Genomic DNA, 18,019 nt, shown 5'->3' with positions numbered 1-18,019 from the left:
ATAGGGGGGCGGCGGGGTGCGCCGGAATCAGGCGGACGGGGTCCTTGCGGCGCACATCCCGGTGCGACCGGCCGCGGCCCGGCTCCGCGCGGCCTCCTGCCGGGGCGGAAAACCCCGGACGTGCGGCAAAGATCAACTCGGGCGTCTAGATTGCCTGTTGACCCTGTTCTCGCACCAGGCCCCAGGAGCTGACTCCGTGACCGACAACCCGGCAGCCACGAACGACGTCGCCGCCTCGCTGCGCGCCCGCATCCACACCGACCAGCCGCACACCGCGCGGATCTGGAACTATTGGCTCGGCGGCAAGGACAACTACGAGGTCGACCGCGCGGCCGGCGACCAGATCCGGCAGCTGCACCCCGGCATCGGCGAGTACGCCCGCGCGGACCGGCTCTTCCTGGGGCGTGCCGTGCGGCATCTGGTCGGCGACGTCGGCATACGCCAGTTCCTCGACATCGGCACCGGGCTGCCCACCGCCGACAACACGCACGAGGTCGCCCAGCGCGTCGCCCCGGACTCCCGGATCGTGTACGTCGACAACGACCCGCTCGTCCTCGCCCACGCGCGTGCCCTGCTCACCAGCACGCCCGAGGGCCGTACCGACTATCTGGACGAGGACCTCCGCAACATCGACGCGATCCTCGAGCACGCCTCCAGGACGCTGGACTTCAGCAAGCCCGTCGCGCTGATGCTGCTCGGCGTGGTCATCTTCATCGGCGACGACGAGGACCCGTACGGCCTGGTGCGACGGCTGGTGGACCGGCTGCCGTCCGGCAGCCACCTCGTGCTGTCGCACACCATCACCAGCCCGTCGATGCCGGACGTGGACGAGGCGGTGAAGTTCTGGAACGAGCACGGCACGCCCAAGCTCACCCAGCGCACCCCCGAGGACGTCGCCCGGTTCTTCGACGGCCTGGAACTGCTGGAGCCCGGCGTGGTGTCCTGCTCGCGCTGGCGGCCGGACGACACGAACGGCGCCGAGCCGGAGGAAGTGGCCATGTTCAGCGGGGTGGCCCGCAAGGCCTGAGAAGATCACCCACGGGGTGAACGCCGTCGCGCCGGGCCACGTATGCATGGAAGGGCGCTCAACGACCGGAGGGCCCCGCGGTGTTGACACCGCGCGTTCACGGTTCGGGAGCCATGCATGAGGCACGCACGACGACGGGTCGTCCGGCGGGTGACGCAGCTGGCGGCGGTCGGCGGACTCCTTCTGGGAGGCGCGATGGTCACCACGGCCATGGCGAGCGAGACTCCCGGTACGTCCGCCCGCCCGCTCAGCTCGGCGGACACGGCCGGGGAGACCGGCGCCGCCCTGGTGTCCAGGCTGGGCACCGCCCGTACGGCGGGCAGCTGGATCGGCGCCGACGGCCGCCCGGTCGTCGCGGTCACCGACGAGCGGGCCGCGGCGGAGGTGAAGCGGGCGGGGGCCGAGGCGAAGATCGTGTCGCACAGCATGAACGAGCTCAAGTCGGCCACCGCCACACTGCGTTCGGCGCCCCGGGTGGCGGGCACGGCCTGGGTGATGGACTACCGGACCAACCGGGTGGTGGTCGAGGCGGACAAGACCGTCTCCGCCGCCGACTGGTCCCGGATGACCCGGGTCGCCACGGGCATCGGCAGCTTCGTGCGGATGGAGCGCACCGAGGGCACATTCACCACGCGCCTGAACGGGGCGCAGCCGATCCTGTCGACCGGCGGCCGCTGTTCTCTGGGCTTCAACGTCACCAACGGGCGGAGCGACTTCATCCTCACCGCCGGGCACTGCGGTCCCCCCAACACCATCTGGTTCGGGGACGACCAGGGGAACCAGCAGCTGGGTACGACGGTCAACACGAACTTCCCGGGCAGCGACTTCTCGCTCATCCAGTACGCGTCCGGCAAGGCCGGCCAGGGGGCCGACGTGGTCGCCGTCGGTGGCGGGAAGGGCGTGCTGATCACCGGGGCGGCCGATCCGACGGTCGGGCAGCGGGTGTTCCGCAGCGGAAGCACCAGCGGGCTGCACGACGGCCAGGTGACCGCGCTCAACGCGACCGTGAACTATCCCGAGGGCACGGTCACCGGGCTCATCCAGACCAATGTGTGCGCCGAACCGGGCGACAGCGGTGGCCCGCTCTTCTCCGAGGGCATCGCGCTCGGCGTGACCTCGGGCGGCAGCGGCGACTGCACCACGGGCGGTACGACGTTCTTCCAGCCGGTGACGAAGGCGATGTCCGCGCTCGGCGTCCAGCTGATCGTCTCGAAGCAGAACGCCGGCGGCGGCCAGAACGCCGCACCGTCCGGCGCGCCGTCCACCGCGGCCACCCAGGGCGCCGTCGCGCCCAGCGCGGCCTCGCCGGGGTCCGCGGCCCCGGTCACCGACACCACGGACGGCTCGACGCTGCTGTCCCGGCTCACCGACACCCGCAACGTCGGTCCGGGTCTGTTGGTCATCGCGGGCAGTCTGATCGCGCTGGTGGCGACCCGGTACTTCCGCGCGGAGGCGGACCGCCGGGCGTATCAGCGGTATTACTCGGCGACCTGGGGTTGATCCACCGCGGCGTGCGCATACTCTTGGTGATCGCTCCGGCACGAGCTTGTGAAAAAGTCACATCAAGAGGTCTCCAAAGGGGAGATTATTCGTGAACAGCCCCACCGGCGAGCACGGTTACGGGAACCTGCAGGTCGACCGTACGGGTCAGGCAGAGGCCTTCGACGCCATCGGCGACCGCTACGACGAGGTGTTCCCGCACAAGGACGGGCAGATCGCCGCCACCGAGTGGCTCATCGAGTCCCTCCCGGCCGGGTCCCGCGCGCTGGACCTGGGCTGCGGCACCGGGCTTCCCACGGCACGTCAACTGGCGGACTCCGGCTTGCAGGTCGTCGGCGTCGACCTGTCGGGCGGCATGCTCGACCTGGCCCGCCGGAACGTGCCCGAGGCGCGGTTCCATCAGCTCGACCTCGCGGACCTGCGCCCCGGCGGCCCCCGCGACCTCGGCCGCTTCGAGGCGGTCGCGGCCTTCTTCTCCCTGCTCATGCTGCCGCGCGCGGAGATCCCCCTCGCACTGCGCACCATCCACCATCTGCTGACTCCCGGCGGCCTCTTCGCGCTGTCGATGGTGGAGGCGGACGTGGACGACTTCACGATCCCGTTCATCGGAAGCACCATCCGGGTGTCCGGCTACCTGCGGGAGGACCTCCGCGAGGTGGTCACGACGGCGGGCTTCGAGATCATCGAGGAGACCTCGTACAGCTACGCGCCGGCGAGCGTGGACGTGCAGCCGGAGGAACAGATCTTCCTGCGCTGCAAACGAATGCAACACACGTGACGAAGCACCTCGGAGCCTTCGGAGGACGGGCGTTCGCGAGGCGGGGCGGGCAGCATGGCGGGATGCCGGATCTGCTGTGGGACGACGTCAGGAAGTTCTTCGACCCTGACTTGATGGGTGCTCTGCCGGATGTGTCCGTGGCGGGCACCTCGGTGGAGGACTGGCAGGCGGTGTTCGATCCGGTCCGGTCGAGCGGTTGGGCGTGGGAGTACCTGGAGGGCGGCGTCGCCGGGCCGCTGCCTCCCGCTGTGGACGTGCTGACGCGTCCCGCCGATGCCGAGACGGTGGACCTTCGGGGCTGGCCGGTTCCGGGCGTGCTGGCCGTTTTCCGTCCGATGGCTGCCGAGGAGATCGACTTCGATGTCGACCTTCGCGAGCTGCAGGGCCAGGAAGGAGTGGACGTCCTGTGCCGGTTGCTCGCCGCGCTGGGCCGTCGGCTGCGCAAGCCGGTGATCATGACGGCCGAGGGCGACCACGGGAACCCGGTGCTCGGATTCGATCCCGCGGCCGGCCAAGTGGTACTCATGGCGGGCCCGCGGCTCAGTCGGCTGTGGTAGTCGGCCGGGGCTGTGCTCAGGCCGCCCGGGACGGGGACGGGGTCGCTGTGGACCACTCCAGGACGAGGCGTCGGTACTCCTCGCGCTGTTCGACGCTCAGTGTCCCGCCCGACCGGAGCCACAGGGCCCGGATCTCCTCGTTGACCTCCGCGGCCGATCGCTCGGAAGCGGCTTCAACAGTGGTGGACATGGCGTGAAGCATATGTCGGTGGGCGTGAAGGCGATGTGAGTAAGTACGAGCGATCCGGGCATTTCGGACCGTGTTACTCATCACGTCCATCTGTCAAGGCGTACAGGGGAGTTCATCCCTCGGCGGAACCGCGCGCAAGGACCTGGACCGCGAGAACGGTACTGCCGGGGATCTTCGCCCACGAGTCCGCCCGGCAGGGCGGGACACGGCTGGTGATCCCCGACTTCGGTGATGCCCCGGAGGCATGATGTGTCCGCGCTGCCGCCGACCGGGGCCCGCTGTGCTCAGGTGCCCGGCTTGCGGCCGTACACGAAGACGTCGTCGCCGGTCTTCAGGAGCGACCAGTACTTCTTGGCGGTGGTGGTGGTCATGTTGACGCAGCCGTGCGAGCCCGGGGGGTTCCACATACTGAGCCCCACCGAGTGGAAGGCCTGGCCGCCGTCGAAGAACTGGCTGTAGGGCATCGGCACGTTGTAGACGGACGAGACGTGGTCGATGTCCCTCCAGTAGATCTTCTTCAGACCCGTGCGCGTCTCGTACCCGTTACGCCCGGTACGCACCGGCACCGGCCCGTAGACCAGCTTCCTGCCGTCCTGGATCCAGCTCAGCTGGAGCGTCAGGTTCACGCAGGCGATACGGCCCTTGTTCACCGGGCACTTGCCATCCCTGTTGGGGTTGGTCCCGACGGCCTTCTGCTTGTTCATGAGGTCCATCACGCCCCAGGTGACGGGACCCGCGTAGCCGATGGCGGGGGTGATGCCGTGCTTGTTCTGGAACGCCTGTATGGCCTTGCAGTCGGCGGCGGACTGCTTGCCGTCGACCGGGCGGCCGAGGAACTTCTCCACCTGCTTCTGGTACGGCCCGGCCTGTGTGGTGCAGCTCGCGGCCGCCTGGGCCGGTGCCGTGCTGAGCGCGATGGTGAGCGGCGCCACCAGTGCGGTGATGCCGAGCGCCACGACGCCTCGTCTGCGTATGTCCCCCATGACGGGTGCATTCCTTCCGCGATGCCTACGGTCTCCGAGAACTAGACCAGCGGGCGACGCCATTGGTTGCGGGGGTCGGCCAGGTTGTGACAAAACGGTTGACTTCACTCGTCCGGGGATGACCCCAGCGCCGCACGGAATCCGGTGTTGACGGCGGTGAGGCCGCCGTCGACCCGGAGCGTCGTGCCGGTGATCCAGGCCGCGTCGCGGGAGGCGAGGAAGGCCACGGCGGCGGCGATGTCCTCCGGTTCTCCGACGCGGCCGAGCGGGTACAGGGCGCGGACGGCTTCGAGTTCGTCGTCCCGCCCCTCCCAGGCGGAGGTGCGGACCGTGCCCGGCTGCACCAGATTGACCCGGACGCCACGGGCCGCCGCGTGTCCGGCGAGGGTGCGGGTCAGGGAGCCGAGGCCGGCCTTGGCGGCGCTGTAGGCGTGGTTGCCGAAGTCCTGTTCGGCGTTGACGGAGCCGATGCTCACGACGGCACCCCGGCCGGACGCGGCCAGGTGCGGGAGGGCGGCGCGGCAGCAGCGGTAGGCGCCGGTGAGGGTGACGTCGAGATCGCGGGCCCAGGCGTCGTCCGGCTCGTCCTCGAAGAGGGGGACGTCGGGGGTGCAGTGCGCGGCACTGTTGACCAGCACATCGAGCGAGCCGAGGGTCGCCACGGCATGGGCGACGGCCGCCTCCACGGAGCCCCGGTCGGCGACGTCGCAGACGAACGCCCGTACCGCCAGGCCCTGTTCGGTCAACGCGGCCGCCGTCCTCTGCGCCTCGGGCAGGTCCCGGTCGGTCACCAGCACCCGTCCGCCCTCCTCGGCCAGCCGCCGGGCGACGGCCGCGCCGATGCCGCGGGCGGCGCCCGTGACGAGAACTCCGTGTCCTTCGAACCGCTTGAGGTCAGTCATGGGCGAAACCTAGTCCCACGCCGGGCGGCAGGGCCGCTAGCGTGCGCCCATGTCCGCGTTCATGCAGCAACTCCCCGCCCTGATAGGCGTCGTGATCGGCGCGCTCGGCTCGTACCTGGCGGTCGTCAGGGGTGATCGGGCCCGGTTCCGGCGCGAGCAGGCGGCGCGCTGGGAGGAGCGGAGGTTCGCGGTGTACGCCGACTACGCCCGCACGCTGAAGACATCGGTCACGCTGACGTACCGGCTGGCCGCCCACTTCGAGATCGACCCGCATCCGCATCCTCTGACGCCGGAAGAGGCGAAGCCGCTGCTGGCCGAGGCGGCCGTCGCCCGGGATCCGTCCGGGGAGGCGCTGATCCTGCTGGGCAGCCCGGCGGTGGTGGAGAAGGCCCGGACGTGGGTCGTGCTGGTGATGGAGATGGAACGGTACCTGCGGGAGGGGCAGCGGGATCCGGAGACATGGCAGGCGTTGCTGGAGCGGCAGCGCGCCGGCCGCGAGGGCTACTACACCGCTGTTCGCGAAGATCTCGCGCTGCCGCCCGGTCACTCCGCGCGCTGGCCTCTCCCCCAGCCGTGAGTCACCGGTATCCGGTCACGTCCGCCGGTCTGCCCGCGTCCTGTACCTCGACGAGGTAACGCCACGCGTCGGGGCGGCTGCCGTCCAGGTCCGTGAAGCCGTACTCCTGGGCGAGTCCGCCGCTGGACAGGGACTGTCCGTTCCAGCGAGCCACCTCGGGGTCGGTGGCGAGGGCGGTGACGGCGCGGCCGACGAAGCGCGGGGTCTCCGAGATGGCGAAGTGCGGAACCCGGCCGAGGGCGTCCGGCCAGTTGTCCTCGGTGACCCCGAACTGTTCGAGCATGATCTCCGAGCGCAGCCAGCCGGGGGTCAGCGCGACGGCGGTGGCACCGCGCGGGCCCAGTTCATGGGCCAGGGCGAAGCCCATGCGCAGGACGGACGCCTTGGCCAGGTCGTAGAAGAAGTTCACCCGGTAGGTGTCGCGGTTGTACTCGGCGGTCCCGTCGGTGACCTCCACGACCAGACCACCCGGGTGCCGCAGGAGGAGCGGCAGGGCGTGGTGGCTGGTGATGGCGTGGGTCTCGACCGCGAGCCGGAGCAGTCGGAGCCCGTTGTCCAGGTCGTGCTCCCAGACCGGGGTGTCCCACTCGAAGAGGTTCTCGCCGCCCCAGATGTCGTTGACCAGCACGTCCAGGCGGCCCTGCTCGTCCGCGACACGGTCCACGAGCGCGCGTACCGCGGCCGGTCGCAGATGGTCCATCGGTACGGCGATGCCGTGGCCGCCGGCCGCGGTGACCAGGTCGGCGGTGTCCTCGACGGTCTCGGGGCGGTCGTACTCCGAGCGCCGGGCGCGGGTGCTGCGTCCGGTGACATAGACGGTGGCGCCGGCCGCGCCGAGTTCCACCGCGATCCCGCGTCCCGCGCCCCGTGTCGCCCCGGCGACCAGCGCGACCTTTCCCTCCAGCGGACCTGGCATGTCCGGCCTCCCGTACCCGTACGACTGCTGTCGCCGTCCACACTGACGGGAAAGCCGGACATCTTCTGTCGCCTTTTCGCCGGGGCGCTCAGTGGCCCCGGGCGATCCACTCCTCCAGGTGAGGCGCCTCGGCGCCGATGGTCGTCGAGTCGCCGTGGCCGGTCAGGACCTTCGTCTCGGGCGGGAGGGTGAGGAGCTTGTCGCGGATCGACTCGATGATCGTCGGGAAGTGCGAGTAGGTGCGGCCGGTGGCGCCGGGGCCGCCCTTGAAGAGGGTGTCGCCGGTGAAGACGGTGGCCAGGCCGGGGTCGTACAGACACACCGCGCCCAGTGAGTGGCCGGGGGTGTGCAGCACCGTCAGGTCGAGGCCGGGCCCCTCGATGACCTGTCCGTCGGCCAGATGGGCGTCGGGCTCCCGGTCCGGGTGGGTCAGCTTCCACAGCGGCAGGTCGTCCGGGTGGAGCCAGATGGTGGCGCCGGTCAGTTCCGCGAGGGCGGGCGCCGCGTTGATGTGGTCGTTGTGGGCGTGCGTGCACACGATGGCGGTCAGCCGGCGGTCGGCCACGGCGTCGGCGATGGCCTCGGCGTCGTGCGCGGCGTCGATGACGACCACATCGCGTTCGTCGCCCACGATCCACACGTTGTTCTCGACGTCCCAGGTGCCGCCGTCGAGCGTGAACCGGCCGGAGGTGACGAGGCGTTCGATGCGCGTGGTCATCAGAGCACCACCACCGAGCGCAGGACGTCGCCCTGGTGCATCCGGTCGAACGCCTTCTCCACCTCGTCGAGCCGGATGGTCTCGGTCACGAACGCCTCCAGGTCGAGACGGCCCTGGAGATGCAGGTCGATCAGCATGGGGAAGTCGCGCGAGGGCAGGCAGTCGCCGTACCAGGACGACTTCAAAGCGCCGCCGCGGCCGAAGACGTCCAGGAGCGGGAGTTCGAGCTTCATCTCCGGGGTGGGCACCCCCACGAGGACGACCGTGCCGGCCAGGTCGCGGGCGTAGAAGGCCTGCTTGTACGTCTCCGGGCGACCGACCGCCTCGATGACGACGTCGGCCCCGAAGCCGCCGGTGAGCTCGCGGATCGCCTCGACGGGGTCGGTCTCCTTCGAGTTGACCGTGTGCGTGGCACCCATGCCGCGCGCCCTGTCCAGCTTCCGGCCGTCGATGTCGACGGCGATGATCTTCCCCGCGCCGGCCAGCCGCGACCCGGCGACGGCCGCGTTCCCGACGCCTCCACAGCCGATGACGGCGACCGAGTCCCCACGGCCGACGTTGCCGGTGTTGATCGCGGCACCGATGCCGGCCATCACACCGCAGCCCAGCAGTCCGGCGACCGCCGGGGAGACGGCCGGGTCGACCTTGGTGCACTGCCCGGCCGCGACCAGGGTCTTCTCGGCGAAGGCGCCGATACCGAGCGCCGGGGAGAGTTCCTGGCCGCTCGAAGCCAGGGTCATCCGCCGGCCGGCATTGTGGGTGTTGAAGCAGTACCAGGGGCGGCCACGCAGACAGGCCCGGCAGTTCCCGCACACCGCACGCCAGTTGAGGATCACGAAGTCGCCCGGCGCCACATCGGTGACGCCCTCGCCGACCGACTCCACGACCCCGGCCGCCTCGTGGCCGAGCAGGAAGGGGAACTCGTCGGAGATGCCCCCCTGCTTGTAGTGCAGGTCGGTATGGCAGACGCCGCAGGCCTGGACGCGTACGACCGCTTCTCCCGGCCCCGGGTCCGGCACCACGATCGTCTCGACCCGCACCGGCTGGTCCTTCCCGGGTGCGATCACGCCGCGTACTTCCTGCGCCATGGCCTGGCCCCTTCCCTCGCTGTGCCTGTCCTTCGACCCTACGCGTGATCGATCGGTGAGGGCGCGGAGCGCAACGGCCGTCATGGATCTTTCGTCCATGCCGGCCGACGCGTCGTCCAGGACACCGCTACGCCAGCGACAGGAACAGCTTCTCCAGCCGGGCCTTCATCTGCTCCGTCGTCTGGCCGTCCGACGGGTTCCCCTCGGCGTCGGTCAGGCACTGCTGCAGTCCGGTCGCGATGATCGCGAAACCGGCCCGGTCCAGGGCGCGCGAGGCCGCGGCGAGCTGGGTGACCACGTCCTCGCAGTCACGCCCCTCCTCGATCATCTTGATCACGCCGGAGATCTGCCCCTGCGCCCGGCGCAGCCGGTTCAGCACCGACTTGAGCTCATCACCCTCGAACCGCAGCTCCACAGCCCACTCCATTCATATACCCTCAGGGGTATTTTACCCGCCCCTGGGGTCACCGGCCCCTCACCCGTCACCAGGAAGGATCGCATCCACCGTGCCGAGCGCGGCGTACGGGCGACGGTGGGGCCGCAGCAGCCCTCCAGCCGCCCGACGTAGCCTGAGTGCTCCACCCGACTCCGGACGAGGAGCACCGTGAGCGACGCTGCGACGGACAGGGAGAGCGAGCCGCCCGCGTGGCGGCTCCTTCTCGGATACGTACGGCCCCACCGTTGGGCCCTGTTGACGGGCGCGCTGCTCGCACTCGTCACCGGGGCGACCGGGCTGCTGCTGCCGCTCGTGGCCCGGGGACTGATCGACGACCTGGCGCACGACCGGTCCATCACCGGGCCGTTGCTCGCGATGGCGTGCCTGGTCGTCGCCAACGCGGCGCTGGGCGCGCTGGGTTCGTATGTGCTGCGCCGCACCGCGGAGTCGGTCGTGCTCGGCGCCCGGCGCTCCCTGTCCTCGTATCTGCTGCGGCTGCGGATCACGGCCGTGGACCGCACCGAGCCGGGCGATCTGATGGCCCGCATCACCTCGGACACCACCCTGCTGCGCGAGGTCACCACCGACTCGCTGGTCGCCCTCGGCACCGGCGGGCTCACACTCGTCGCCACGGTGGTGATGATGGGCGTCGTCGATCCCGTGCTGCTCGCGGTCACGATGGCGGTGATCGCGGGCGCGGGCACGGTGCTCGGCGCGATCGTGCCGCGCATCAACCGGGCGAGCCGGCAGGCGCAGGACGCGGTCGGTGTGATGGGCGCCGCACTGGAGAGGACCCTCGGCGCGCTGCGCACGGTGAAGGCGTCGGGCGCCGAGCACCGCGAGGAACGGACCCTGCACGCGGCCGCCGAGGAGTCGTGGCGGCAGAGTGTGCGCGCCGCCAAGTGGTCGGCCGCGGCGGGCAACACGGCCGGGCTGGCGATGCAGATCGCCTTCATCACCGTCCTCGCCGTGGGCGGGGCACGGGTGGCGACCGGGGCGGTCGGCATCGGCACCCTGGTGGCGTTCCTGCTCTACGTCTTCTATCTGATGTCGCCGATCCAGGATGTCGTCGGCGCGATCACGCAGTACCAGACCGGCGCCGGGGCACTCGCCCGTATCCAGGAGGCGCTGCGGCTGCCCGCCGAACCGGCCGCCGACCCGGCCCCGTTGCCGTCCGCGGGGGCCGAACCCGCCTCCCTCGCCTTCACGGGCGTCCGCTTCCGGTACGCCGACGACCTGCCCCATGTGCACCACGGGGTCAGCTTCGCGATACCGGCGCGCGGGATGACGGCGTTCGTCGGACCGTCCGGCGCGGGCAAGACGACGGTGTTCTCCCTCATCGAGAGGTTCTACGACCCCGAGTCCGGGGACATCACGCTGGACGGCCGGAGCCTGGCGGACTGGGAGCTGCCCCGGCTGCGCTCGGCCATCGGGTATGTGGAGCAGGACGCGCCGGTGCTGTCCGGATCGCTCAGGGACAACCTTCTGCTCGGCAATCCGGAGGCGGACGAGGACAGCGTGGCACGGGTGGTGAAGACGACGCGGCTGGACGACCTGGTCGCCAGACTGCCGCTGGGACTGGACACGCTGGTCGGGCACCGTGGGACCAAGCTGTCGGGCGGTGAGCGCCAGCGCGTCGCCATCGCCCGCGCCCTGCTGCGCCGCCCCCGGCTGCTGCTCCTGGACGAGGCGACCTCGCAGCTGGACGCGGTGAACGAGGCGGCGCTGCGCGACACGGTCGCGGACGTGGCGCGGTCGACCACCGTCCTGGTGGTCGCGCACCGGCTGTCCACGGTGACGATGGCCGACCGGATCGTCGTGATGGACGCGGGCCGGGTGCGCGCGGTGGGCACGCACCGGGAGCTGGTGGCCGCCGATCCGCTCTACGCGGAACTGGCGGCGACGCAGTTCCTCGCGACGGCGGGCTGACGCGCGCCCGTCGGTCGAGGACACGGTCGTGGGCGCCTCGGTCCCGGACAGGGCGCGTGAGCCACTCGGTCCCGTACACGGCTTGTGGGCCGCCCGATTCCGGACGGCCCACGATGCGGGGGGGGTGGCGCGGCGCCGGCTACTGGACGGCGGGCAGCAGCCCGGTCACCGGGGCGACCAGGTCGGTGACCTGGTGCAGCTGGTTCAGATCGTTCAGCCGGTTCATCGAGTGCAGCTGGTCGGAGACCCGGGGCAGCTCCGCCCTGTGCTCCGCCGGGATGTCGCTGACGGCGAGCGAGTCGAGCATGGTGATCGGGTTGATCTTCGCGTTGTCCGGTGCGCTCGCCTCGGCCGCGTTCGCCAGCGGTGCGGCGAGGCCCGTGACCCCGGCGGCAAGACCGACGGCGGCGACGATACGTCGTGTTGAGATCATGCTTTCAGCAACGTGCCGCGGCCCCGCGCGGACACGGGCGCACGGCTCCCCTCACCCGACAGGCGGAGCGCCCGGCTGCGCTTGCCGAGCCCGCCGGGGCGGAGGAGGCTCGTAGCAGGGGTCCTCACGGCTCGTCCCCCGTCGGGCCGCGGGCTCTCGAAGGAGGTCACCATGGGCACCGCGACAGGCTCCACCTTCGACACCGAGACACTGCGCCGGGGCATAGAGGGGAACACCGGGAACACCCTGCTGGCGCTCTACGCGGACGACGCCGAGATCCGCATCATCGACCGCAACACCCAGCCCAGCCATCCCAAGGTCCTGCACGGCCGGCCCGCGATAGCCGAACTGCTCGACGACGTCTACAGCCGCGACATGACCCACAAGCTGGAGCAGTGCATCATCCAGGGCGACCACGCCGCCTTCACCGAGTCCTGCGAGTACGCCGACGGCGTCCGTGTGCTCGCCGAGTCGATGATCACGCTGCGCGAGGGCAAGATCACCGAACAGATCATGATCCAGGCATGGGACGAGTAGGCAAAGGGGTCGCGAGAGTCCAGGTCACGTCTCGACTGACCTGGACCTTCTCGGCCCGGGCGGTCGCAGGGCGGGCGCGGGGTGCCCGGCCTCGGCGGCCACGTCCGTTTTCCGCGGCGGACCGGCTGGTGTCCGCCGCTCTCCTTCGGTCGGTGCTGCGAGCGGCGCGCCCTCGCCCGCGTCCCGCGACACCGCGTGCGCTTCGAACGCGGCATGGCCGGCGGTGATGAGCCGCACCCGTACCGTGGACGCGGCCGCCCGGCAGCTGGGGCTGTGATCAGCGCATCCACGCGCTGTAGTCCATGACGTCGCCGGCCCGCACGCCGTACTCGGGGTCGTCCTCGGTGAACGTGGACTCCAGTCCCAGGACGGCGCCGGTGGCCGGGTCCAGGACCAGCATCCGGCGGATGCCCTTCGTGTCGTACACATACACCTGACCGGTCCGCCCGAGCCGGTCCGTCACCCTCCCCACGGCCCGCAGGCCCTTGGCGTCCGCCAGGAGCCGGGCGAGCGCCGCCGACTCGCGGGCACCGAGCGTCCAGTGGTCGAGCAACTCCCTGGTGGCGTCGAGGAGTTCTGGAGTGGTCAGCGCTTCGCTGTGAAGCGTCTCCGCCAGATACGAGCGCAGTCGTACGGCATCGTGCGGAGGCGTGGCCTCGGGCGGGGCGTCGCTCCAGCTCGGCGGATACGTCTGCCGGTCGAGGACATGGCCGTCCTCGACCAGGCGTGGCTCGCCGCCCTCGTCGGTGAGGACCGGGCGGCCCGGGTGACGCGGGTCGGTGGCCACGACGAGTTCCGTGTGGCTGTCGTCCGCCCGCCAGCGCACGATGCGTTCCTCGGGGAGGGTGATGGGCGGCTTGTCGTCGCTCATCCCGAGGCTCCAGGACTGCACATGCGTGCCCTTGCGGAGCTTCGGGGAGCCGTCCGCGGCGGTCACCTCGGCCAGCTCGGCCAGTTGCCTGAGCGGTACGGGGGTGGAGTGGGCCCGCACGGTCAGCGGACGGGGCGCGGCGACGGCGGGAGCGGTGCCGGGCCCGCTGAACAGCACGGCCAGGGCGGTCCCCAACACGACGACGGTGGCACCGAGACCCCACACCAGCCGCGGGCGCCAACGGCGGCGGCCGGGCTCCGCATCGTGCAGCAGCCGATTCAGCCGCCGCTCGGCCCGGTGGTCCAGCGGCCCGTCACCGAAGTGGGCACCGTCGACCGGCACCGGGTTGGCGCGGCGCAGCAGTTCGAGTTCATCAGCCATGGCGGTGTTCCTTCGAGGGGGCCGTGCTCGCGGGCGGCGGTGTCGGGCACATGGTGTCGATCTCGGCCTTCAGCCGACGGCGGGCGCGGTGCAGCCGCATCGCCGCCGCCCGGCTGCCGCAGCCGAGGACCACGGCGACCTCGTCGATGCCGAGTTCCTCCCAGGCCGTCAGGCGCAGCACCTCCTGGTCCGCGGAAGAGAGCCGGGCCAGCGCGTCGTGCACCCAGGCGCCGGGCCCCTCGGTGTCGTGGCTGTCCACGATCTGCCGACCGTGCGCGGTCTCGTCGTTGCCCAGCCGGTCCACCAGCCTGCGCCGGCGTCCAAAACCGCGTACCGCGTTCGCCAGGCAGTTGCGTGCCACGCCGTACAGCCAGGGCAGCGGCGACGCAGGCAGGTCCGCCCGGCGCCGCCAGGCCACCGTGAACACCTCCGCCACCACTTCCTCGACGTCGTCGGCCCGCCCGTCCAGTCGCCGCGCGACATAGCGGCTGACCGCCCAGTAGTGCTCGCGATAGGCAGCGGCGAAGTTCTCGTCGTTGCTCATGTTCCGTTCGTGTCCGGCACCCTCGGGATCGTCACACCCTTTTCCGTGATTCTCGTCGCGTCGTCCGAGTGTGACCGGTGGGGCCGACGCGGACACAGGCGGGACGTGAAGAGGATCAAAAACGTCAAGGCCGTCCAGTGGCTGACGACCACCGACCACAAGACCATCGGAACGCTCTATCTGCTCACGGCGTTCGGATTCTTCTGCCTGGGCGGCGTGATGGCACTGCTCATGCGCGCCGAACTGGCCCGTCCAGGACTGCAGTTCATGTCGAACGAGCAGTTCAACCAGGCGTTCACGATGCACGGCACGATCATGCTGCTGATGTTCGCGACGCCGCTGTTCGCCGGCTTCGCCAACTGGATCATGCCGCTCCAGATCGGCGCCCCGGACGTCGCCTTCCCCCGCCTGAACATGTTCGCCTACTGGCTGTACCTGTTCGGCTCGACGATCGCGGTCGGTGGCTTCCTCACCCCCGAGGGGGCGGCCGACTTCGGCTGGTTCGCCTACTCCCCGCTGTCGGACGCGGTCCGCTCGCCGGGCATCGGCGCCGACATGTGGATCATGGGTCTGGCCTTCTCCGGCTTCGGCACCATCCTCGGCGCGGTCAACTTCATCACCACGATCATCTGCATGCGGGCCCCGGGCATGACGATGTTCCGCATGCCGATCTTCGTGTGGAACGTGCTGCTGACCGCCGTCCTGATCCTGCTCGCCTTCCCGGTCCTGGCGGCCGCGCTGTTCGCCCTGGAGGCGGACCGCAAGTTCGGCGCCCATGTGTTTGATTCCGCCAACGGCGGAGCCCTGTTGTGGCAACACCTCTTCTGGTTCTTCGGCCACCCGGAGGTGTACATCATCGCGCTGCCGTTCTTCGGCATCATCTCCGAGGTCATCCCGGTCTTCGCCCGCAAGCCGATGTTCGGCTACATGGGCCTGATCGCGGCGACCATCGCGATCGCCGGTCTGTCCGTGACCGTGTGGGCCCACCACATGTATGTCACCGGCGGTGTGCTGCTGCCGTTCTTCTCCTTCATGACCTTCCTGATCGCGGTCCCGACCGGTGTGAAGTTCTTCAACTGGATCGGCACCATGTGGCGGGGAAGCCTGTCCTTCGAGACCCCGATGCTCTGGGTCCTGGGCTTCCTCGTCACCTTCGTCTTCGGCGGACTGACCGGCGTTCTCCTCGCCGAGCCCCCGATCGACTTCCATGTCTCCGACACGTACTTCGTGGTGGCGCACTTCCACTACGTGGTCTTCGGTACGGTCGTCTTCGCCATGTTCGCCGGATTCCACTTCTGGTGGCCCAAGTTCACCGGCAAGATGCTCGACGAACGCCTCGGCAAGATCACCTTCTGGACGCTGTTCATCGGCTTCCACGGCACCTTCCTGGTCCAGCACTGGCTGGGTGCCCAGGGCATGCTGCGCCGTATACCCGACTACCTGGCGGTGGAGGGTTTCGCGACGCTCAACACGGTCTCGACGATCTTCTCGTTCCTGCTGGGTTCGTCCCTGCTCCCGTTCTTCTACAACGTCTGGAAGACCGCCAGGTACGGCGAGAAGGTCGAGGTCGACGACCCCTGGGGCTACGGCCGTTCGCTGGAGTGGGCCACCTCCTGCCCGCCGCCGCGCCACAACTTCGTCACCCTGCCCCGGATCCGCAGCGAGTCGCCGGCGTTCGACCTGCACCATCCACAGGTGCGGTCGACGGAACGGGAGTTGACCGCACGATGAACACCAGGGAGGAGCGGACGCTCGTCCAGCAGATAGAGGGCCATCTGCTGCTCGCCGCCGCACGGGAGGAGGGCCGAGCGGCGGCGGCTCGTACGGCCTCCCGGCTGGGCTGGCTCACCGACGGTCAACGGGAGGATCTGGAGCGGCACTTCGAGACGGAGTACCTGGCGCTGGCCCGCACCTCGTGGCAGCGCACCGCCGGACGCGCGGAGGAGCTGCGGCACATGTACGAGGCCAGATACCGGGCGCTGAGGCAGCGGCTGGTGGCCTGGTGCGTACTGGGCGGTGCCCTGCTGGCGGCGACGGGTCTGCTGGTGCTCGCCGCCGCTTAGGAGCGGTGTCAGGTCCGGGACCACTGCTGGTAGCCGGTGCTCGCGGTGCTCACGCCGGTGTACTTGCCGGTGGAGGTGGCGCTGTAGCTCGTGCTCGCCGCCTCGGTGCCGCCGCCGACCTTGAGCATCACCGAGCCGCCCGCGGGGACGCTGGTGGTGTAGCCGGTGGCGTACGAGCCCAGGTCCTTCTTCGTCCACAGGTCGCGGACGGTCGCGGAGGCGCCGGTCAGACCGAGGTCGGACCAGCGGACCGTGATGTTCTGCGCGGAGGAGGTACGGTTGAGCAGCACGGCCGCACGGTTGCCGGTGCCCGCGAGCACCTTGCCGTAGACCTGGAGGCCGCTGGTGTCCTCGGCGACCTTGACGCCCTGGAGCCCTCGCGGGTCCTGGTCGACGGCGATGACGTCGGAGTTCTTAAGGATGGCGGCCGTCTCGGCGGTCGTCGTGGTGAGGTCGTTGCCGGCCAGCAGCGGCGCGCCGGAGATCGCCCACAGCGCCATGTGGGTGCGGTTCTGGGCGGCAGTGAAGCCTGACATGCCGACCGTCGGCGTGTCGGGGTCGTTCGACGAGGCCCAACTCCCCCACCGACCACGGAAGTCCCTGGACGCGGGCCCGCCACCGGCGTTCGAGGGGTTGGGCAGCGCCACCGTTCCCGACGCCGGGCTGCTGAGCGCACTGGTTCTGGCGGCGCTGCGGCGGGCCGGGCTGCGCGGGGTGATCCGGCTGGGCTGGGGCGGGCTCGCGGCCGACGGCGACAACATGCTGACCATTGGTTCACCGAACGCGCGCGAGCCCTGGGCGCCCGCATTCGCACGCAGGACGAGGTGGGCCCGGTACTGGCCGCGGTGGAGCGGCCGGGCGGCTGGGCGGTGGCTTGGATCATCCCGGCGTCGCGGGCCCTGCATCACCGTCTCAGGCCGTCCCCTCCCAGCCCCCCGGCCGCAGTATCCCCAGCAGTTGGCGGACCAGTTCGTCGACCACCTCGTCCAGGGTGGCGTCCACCCAGCCCGCGCTCCAGTCGTGGATCACGCCGTTGACGCTGCCGATGAACGCCGCCGCGGCGATGCGGTAGTCGCGGGGCGCGGCCTCGCCGCGTGCGGCGGCCGCTCTCGCCTCCGCGCAGATCAGTTCGACCCAGCGGGCCCGGCGGGCGAGGCGCTGTTCCTCCAGGCGCGGGCTGACGCCGATGATCTCGACGAAGGTGATGCGGATGCGGCGTGGGTCGGCGGTGACGTTCGCCGCGTACGCGCGGAAGATCATGGCGGCGCGCTCGGCGAGCGACAGCCCCTCCGCCTCGGCGAGCGCGGCCAGTACGGCCTGTTCGGCCCAGCTGTTGACCTGCAGATGCAGTGCGGCGAGGACGTCCTCGAGGGTGCGGAACTCCTCGTAGAACTGACGGGTCGACAGTCCCGCGGCCTCACTGAGGGACGCGACGGTCGCGGCGCGGAAGCCCGGCGCGTCGCCGAAGAGCTGGAGCGCCGCGTCCAGGAAGCGCCGGCGGCGTTCCGCCTGCCGCTCCTCCGCGGACTTGCCCGCATAGCGGCCGGTCGGCTGCCTGAGCCTGCCCCCCACGATCCTCTCCCGTCCCC

Annotated in this window: 20 protein-coding genes and 1 pseudogene; 9 read left to right on the top strand and 12 right to left on the bottom strand. The window is 70.6% G+C overall.

The window, feature by feature from the left end:
• Nucleotides 1-196 precede the first annotated feature (196 nt).
• The 4 genes from N8I87_RS36540 to N8I87_RS36525 all read left to right on the top strand — a co-directional run bounded on the left by N8I87_RS36540 (nucleotide 197) and on the right by N8I87_RS36525 (nucleotide 3,862).
• Nucleotides 197-1,027 (top strand): SAM-dependent methyltransferase, encoded by an 831-nt coding sequence (locus N8I87_RS36540; RefSeq protein ID WP_263215136.1) that lies wholly within the window; start codon nucleotides 197-199, stop codon nucleotides 1,025-1,027.
• A gap of 117 nt (nucleotides 1,028-1,144) precedes the next feature.
• Complete coding sequence (locus N8I87_RS36535; protein ID WP_263215135.1) at nucleotides 1,145-2,527, top strand: S1 family peptidase; 1,383 nt, start codon at nucleotides 1,145-1,147, stop codon at nucleotides 2,525-2,527.
• Between the two features lie 91 nt (nucleotides 2,528-2,618).
• Nucleotides 2,619-3,305 (top strand): class I SAM-dependent DNA methyltransferase, encoded by a 687-nt coding sequence (locus N8I87_RS36530; RefSeq protein ID WP_263215134.1) that lies wholly within the window; start codon nucleotides 2,619-2,621, stop codon nucleotides 3,303-3,305.
• 62 nt (nucleotides 3,306-3,367) lie between these two features.
• A complete protein-coding gene (locus N8I87_RS36525; RefSeq protein WP_263215133.1) occupies nucleotides 3,368-3,862 on the top strand; it encodes a hypothetical protein in 495 nt (164 codons plus the stop codon).
• A 16-nt stretch (nucleotides 3,863-3,878) separates the two neighbouring features.
• On the opposite strand, the gene N8I87_RS36520 is transcribed toward N8I87_RS36525, so the two are convergent.
• The 3 genes from N8I87_RS36520 to N8I87_RS36510 all read right to left on the bottom strand — a co-directional run bounded on the left by N8I87_RS36520 (nucleotide 3,879) and on the right by N8I87_RS36510 (nucleotide 5,937).
• On the bottom strand, nucleotides 3,879-4,064 hold the full coding sequence (locus N8I87_RS36520; RefSeq protein WP_263215132.1) for a hypothetical protein: 186 nt from the start codon (nucleotides 4,062-4,064) through the stop codon (nucleotides 3,879-3,881).
• A gap of 272 nt (nucleotides 4,065-4,336) precedes the next feature.
• On the bottom strand, nucleotides 4,337-5,035 hold the full coding sequence (locus N8I87_RS36515) for a L,D-transpeptidase family protein (protein WP_263215131.1): 699 nt from the start codon (nucleotides 5,033-5,035) through the stop codon (nucleotides 4,337-4,339).
• A gap of 104 nt (nucleotides 5,036-5,139) precedes the next feature.
• On the bottom strand, nucleotides 5,140-5,937 hold the full coding sequence (locus tag N8I87_RS36510; RefSeq protein ID WP_263215130.1) for an SDR family NAD(P)-dependent oxidoreductase: 798 nt from the start codon (nucleotides 5,935-5,937) through the stop codon (nucleotides 5,140-5,142).
• Between the two features lie 49 nt (nucleotides 5,938-5,986).
• Here N8I87_RS36510 and N8I87_RS36505 point away from each other — a divergent pair, with 49 nt between their 5' ends.
• On the top strand, nucleotides 5,987-6,514 hold the full coding sequence (locus N8I87_RS36505) for a hypothetical protein (protein ID WP_263215129.1): 528 nt from the start codon (nucleotides 5,987-5,989) through the stop codon (nucleotides 6,512-6,514).
• A 1-nt stretch (nucleotide 6,515) separates the two neighbouring features.
• On the opposite strand, the gene N8I87_RS36500 is transcribed toward N8I87_RS36505, so the two are convergent.
• From N8I87_RS36500 to N8I87_RS36485, 4 genes are all read right to left on the bottom strand, one after another.
• On the bottom strand, nucleotides 6,516-7,430 hold the full coding sequence (locus N8I87_RS36500; protein WP_263215128.1) for an SDR family oxidoreductase: 915 nt from the start codon (nucleotides 7,428-7,430) through the stop codon (nucleotides 6,516-6,518).
• 88 nt (nucleotides 7,431-7,518) lie between these two features.
• Complete coding sequence (locus N8I87_RS36495; RefSeq protein WP_263215127.1) at nucleotides 7,519-8,148, bottom strand: MBL fold metallo-hydrolase; 630 nt, start codon at nucleotides 8,146-8,148, stop codon at nucleotides 7,519-7,521.
• On the bottom strand, nucleotides 8,148-9,236 hold the full coding sequence (locus N8I87_RS36490) for an S-(hydroxymethyl)mycothiol dehydrogenase (RefSeq protein WP_263215126.1): 1,089 nt from the start codon (nucleotides 9,234-9,236) through the stop codon (nucleotides 8,148-8,150). The genes N8I87_RS36495 and N8I87_RS36490 overlap by 1 nt, the downstream gene beginning before the upstream one ends.
• Nucleotides 9,237-9,363: 127 nt before the next feature.
• On the bottom strand, nucleotides 9,364-9,651 hold the full coding sequence (locus tag N8I87_RS36485; RefSeq protein ID WP_263216841.1) for a metal-sensitive transcriptional regulator: 288 nt from the start codon (nucleotides 9,649-9,651) through the stop codon (nucleotides 9,364-9,366).
• A 189-nt stretch (nucleotides 9,652-9,840) separates the two neighbouring features.
• Between N8I87_RS36485 and N8I87_RS36480 the strand changes: the two genes are divergently transcribed.
• Complete coding sequence (locus N8I87_RS36480; protein WP_263215125.1) at nucleotides 9,841-11,601, top strand: ABC transporter ATP-binding protein; 1,761 nt, start codon at nucleotides 9,841-9,843, stop codon at nucleotides 11,599-11,601.
• Nucleotides 11,602-11,740: 139 nt separating this feature from the next.
• Here N8I87_RS36480 and N8I87_RS36475 read toward each other — a convergent pair whose 3' ends face one another.
• Nucleotides 11,741-12,034: a hypothetical protein gene (locus N8I87_RS36475; RefSeq protein ID WP_263215124.1), complete on the bottom strand. Its 294-nt coding sequence runs from the start codon at nucleotides 12,032-12,034 to the stop codon at nucleotides 11,741-11,743.
• Nucleotides 12,035-12,205: 171 nt separating this feature from the next.
• Between N8I87_RS36475 and N8I87_RS36470 the strand changes: the two genes are divergently transcribed.
• Nucleotides 12,206-12,571, top strand: coding sequence for a nuclear transport factor 2 family protein (locus tag N8I87_RS36470; protein WP_263215123.1), 366 nt, complete (start codon nucleotides 12,206-12,208; stop codon nucleotides 12,569-12,571).
• Nucleotides 12,572-12,848: 277 nt separating this feature from the next.
• On the opposite strand, the gene N8I87_RS36465 is transcribed toward N8I87_RS36470, so the two are convergent.
• Nucleotides 12,849-13,823: a CU044_5270 family protein gene (locus N8I87_RS36465; RefSeq protein WP_263215122.1), complete on the bottom strand. Its 975-nt coding sequence runs from the start codon at nucleotides 13,821-13,823 to the stop codon at nucleotides 12,849-12,851.
• Nucleotides 13,816-14,367, bottom strand: a complete 552-nt coding sequence (locus N8I87_RS36460) for an RNA polymerase sigma factor (protein WP_263215121.1) — start codon at nucleotides 14,365-14,367, stop codon at nucleotides 13,816-13,818. The genes N8I87_RS36465 and N8I87_RS36460 overlap by 8 nt, the downstream gene beginning before the upstream one ends.
• A gap of 105 nt (nucleotides 14,368-14,472) precedes the next feature.
• On the opposite strand from N8I87_RS36460, the gene ctaD reads away from it, so the two are divergent.
• Together ctaD and N8I87_RS36450 are read left to right on the top strand one after the other, a co-directional pair.
• Nucleotides 14,473-16,098 carry an aa3-type cytochrome oxidase subunit I gene (ctaD, locus tag N8I87_RS36455; RefSeq protein ID WP_263215120.1) on the top strand — a complete coding sequence of 542 codons (1,626 nt, stop codon included), beginning with the start codon at nucleotides 14,473-14,475 and terminating at the stop codon, nucleotides 16,096-16,098.
• Nucleotides 16,095-16,430 (top strand): hypothetical protein, encoded by a 336-nt coding sequence (locus N8I87_RS36450; protein WP_263215119.1) that lies wholly within the window; start codon nucleotides 16,095-16,097, stop codon nucleotides 16,428-16,430. The genes ctaD and N8I87_RS36450 overlap by 4 nt, the downstream gene beginning before the upstream one ends.
• A 32-nt stretch (nucleotides 16,431-16,462) precedes the next feature.
• Here N8I87_RS36450 and N8I87_RS36445 read toward each other — a convergent pair.
• Nucleotides 16,463-16,993, bottom strand: a pseudogene (locus N8I87_RS36445) (alpha-galactosidase); the annotation flags it as partial.
• A 349-nt stretch (nucleotides 16,994-17,342) separates the two neighbouring features.
• The gene (locus N8I87_RS36435; RefSeq protein ID WP_263215118.1) at nucleotides 17,343-18,002 is read right to left on the bottom strand and encodes a TetR/AcrR family transcriptional regulator; all 660 of its coding nucleotides are present in this window, start codon (nucleotides 18,000-18,002) and stop codon (nucleotides 17,343-17,345) included.
• Nucleotides 18,003-18,019 lie beyond the last annotated feature (17 nt).

Origin of the sequence: Streptomyces sp. HUAS 15-9, from assembly GCF_025642155.1 — a bacterium.
Lineage (GTDB): Bacteria > Actinomycetota > Actinomycetes > Streptomycetales > Streptomycetaceae > Streptomyces.
The sequence above is the reverse complement of the archived record's forward strand: the minus strand, read 5'-3'. Positions and strand labels throughout refer to the sequence as shown.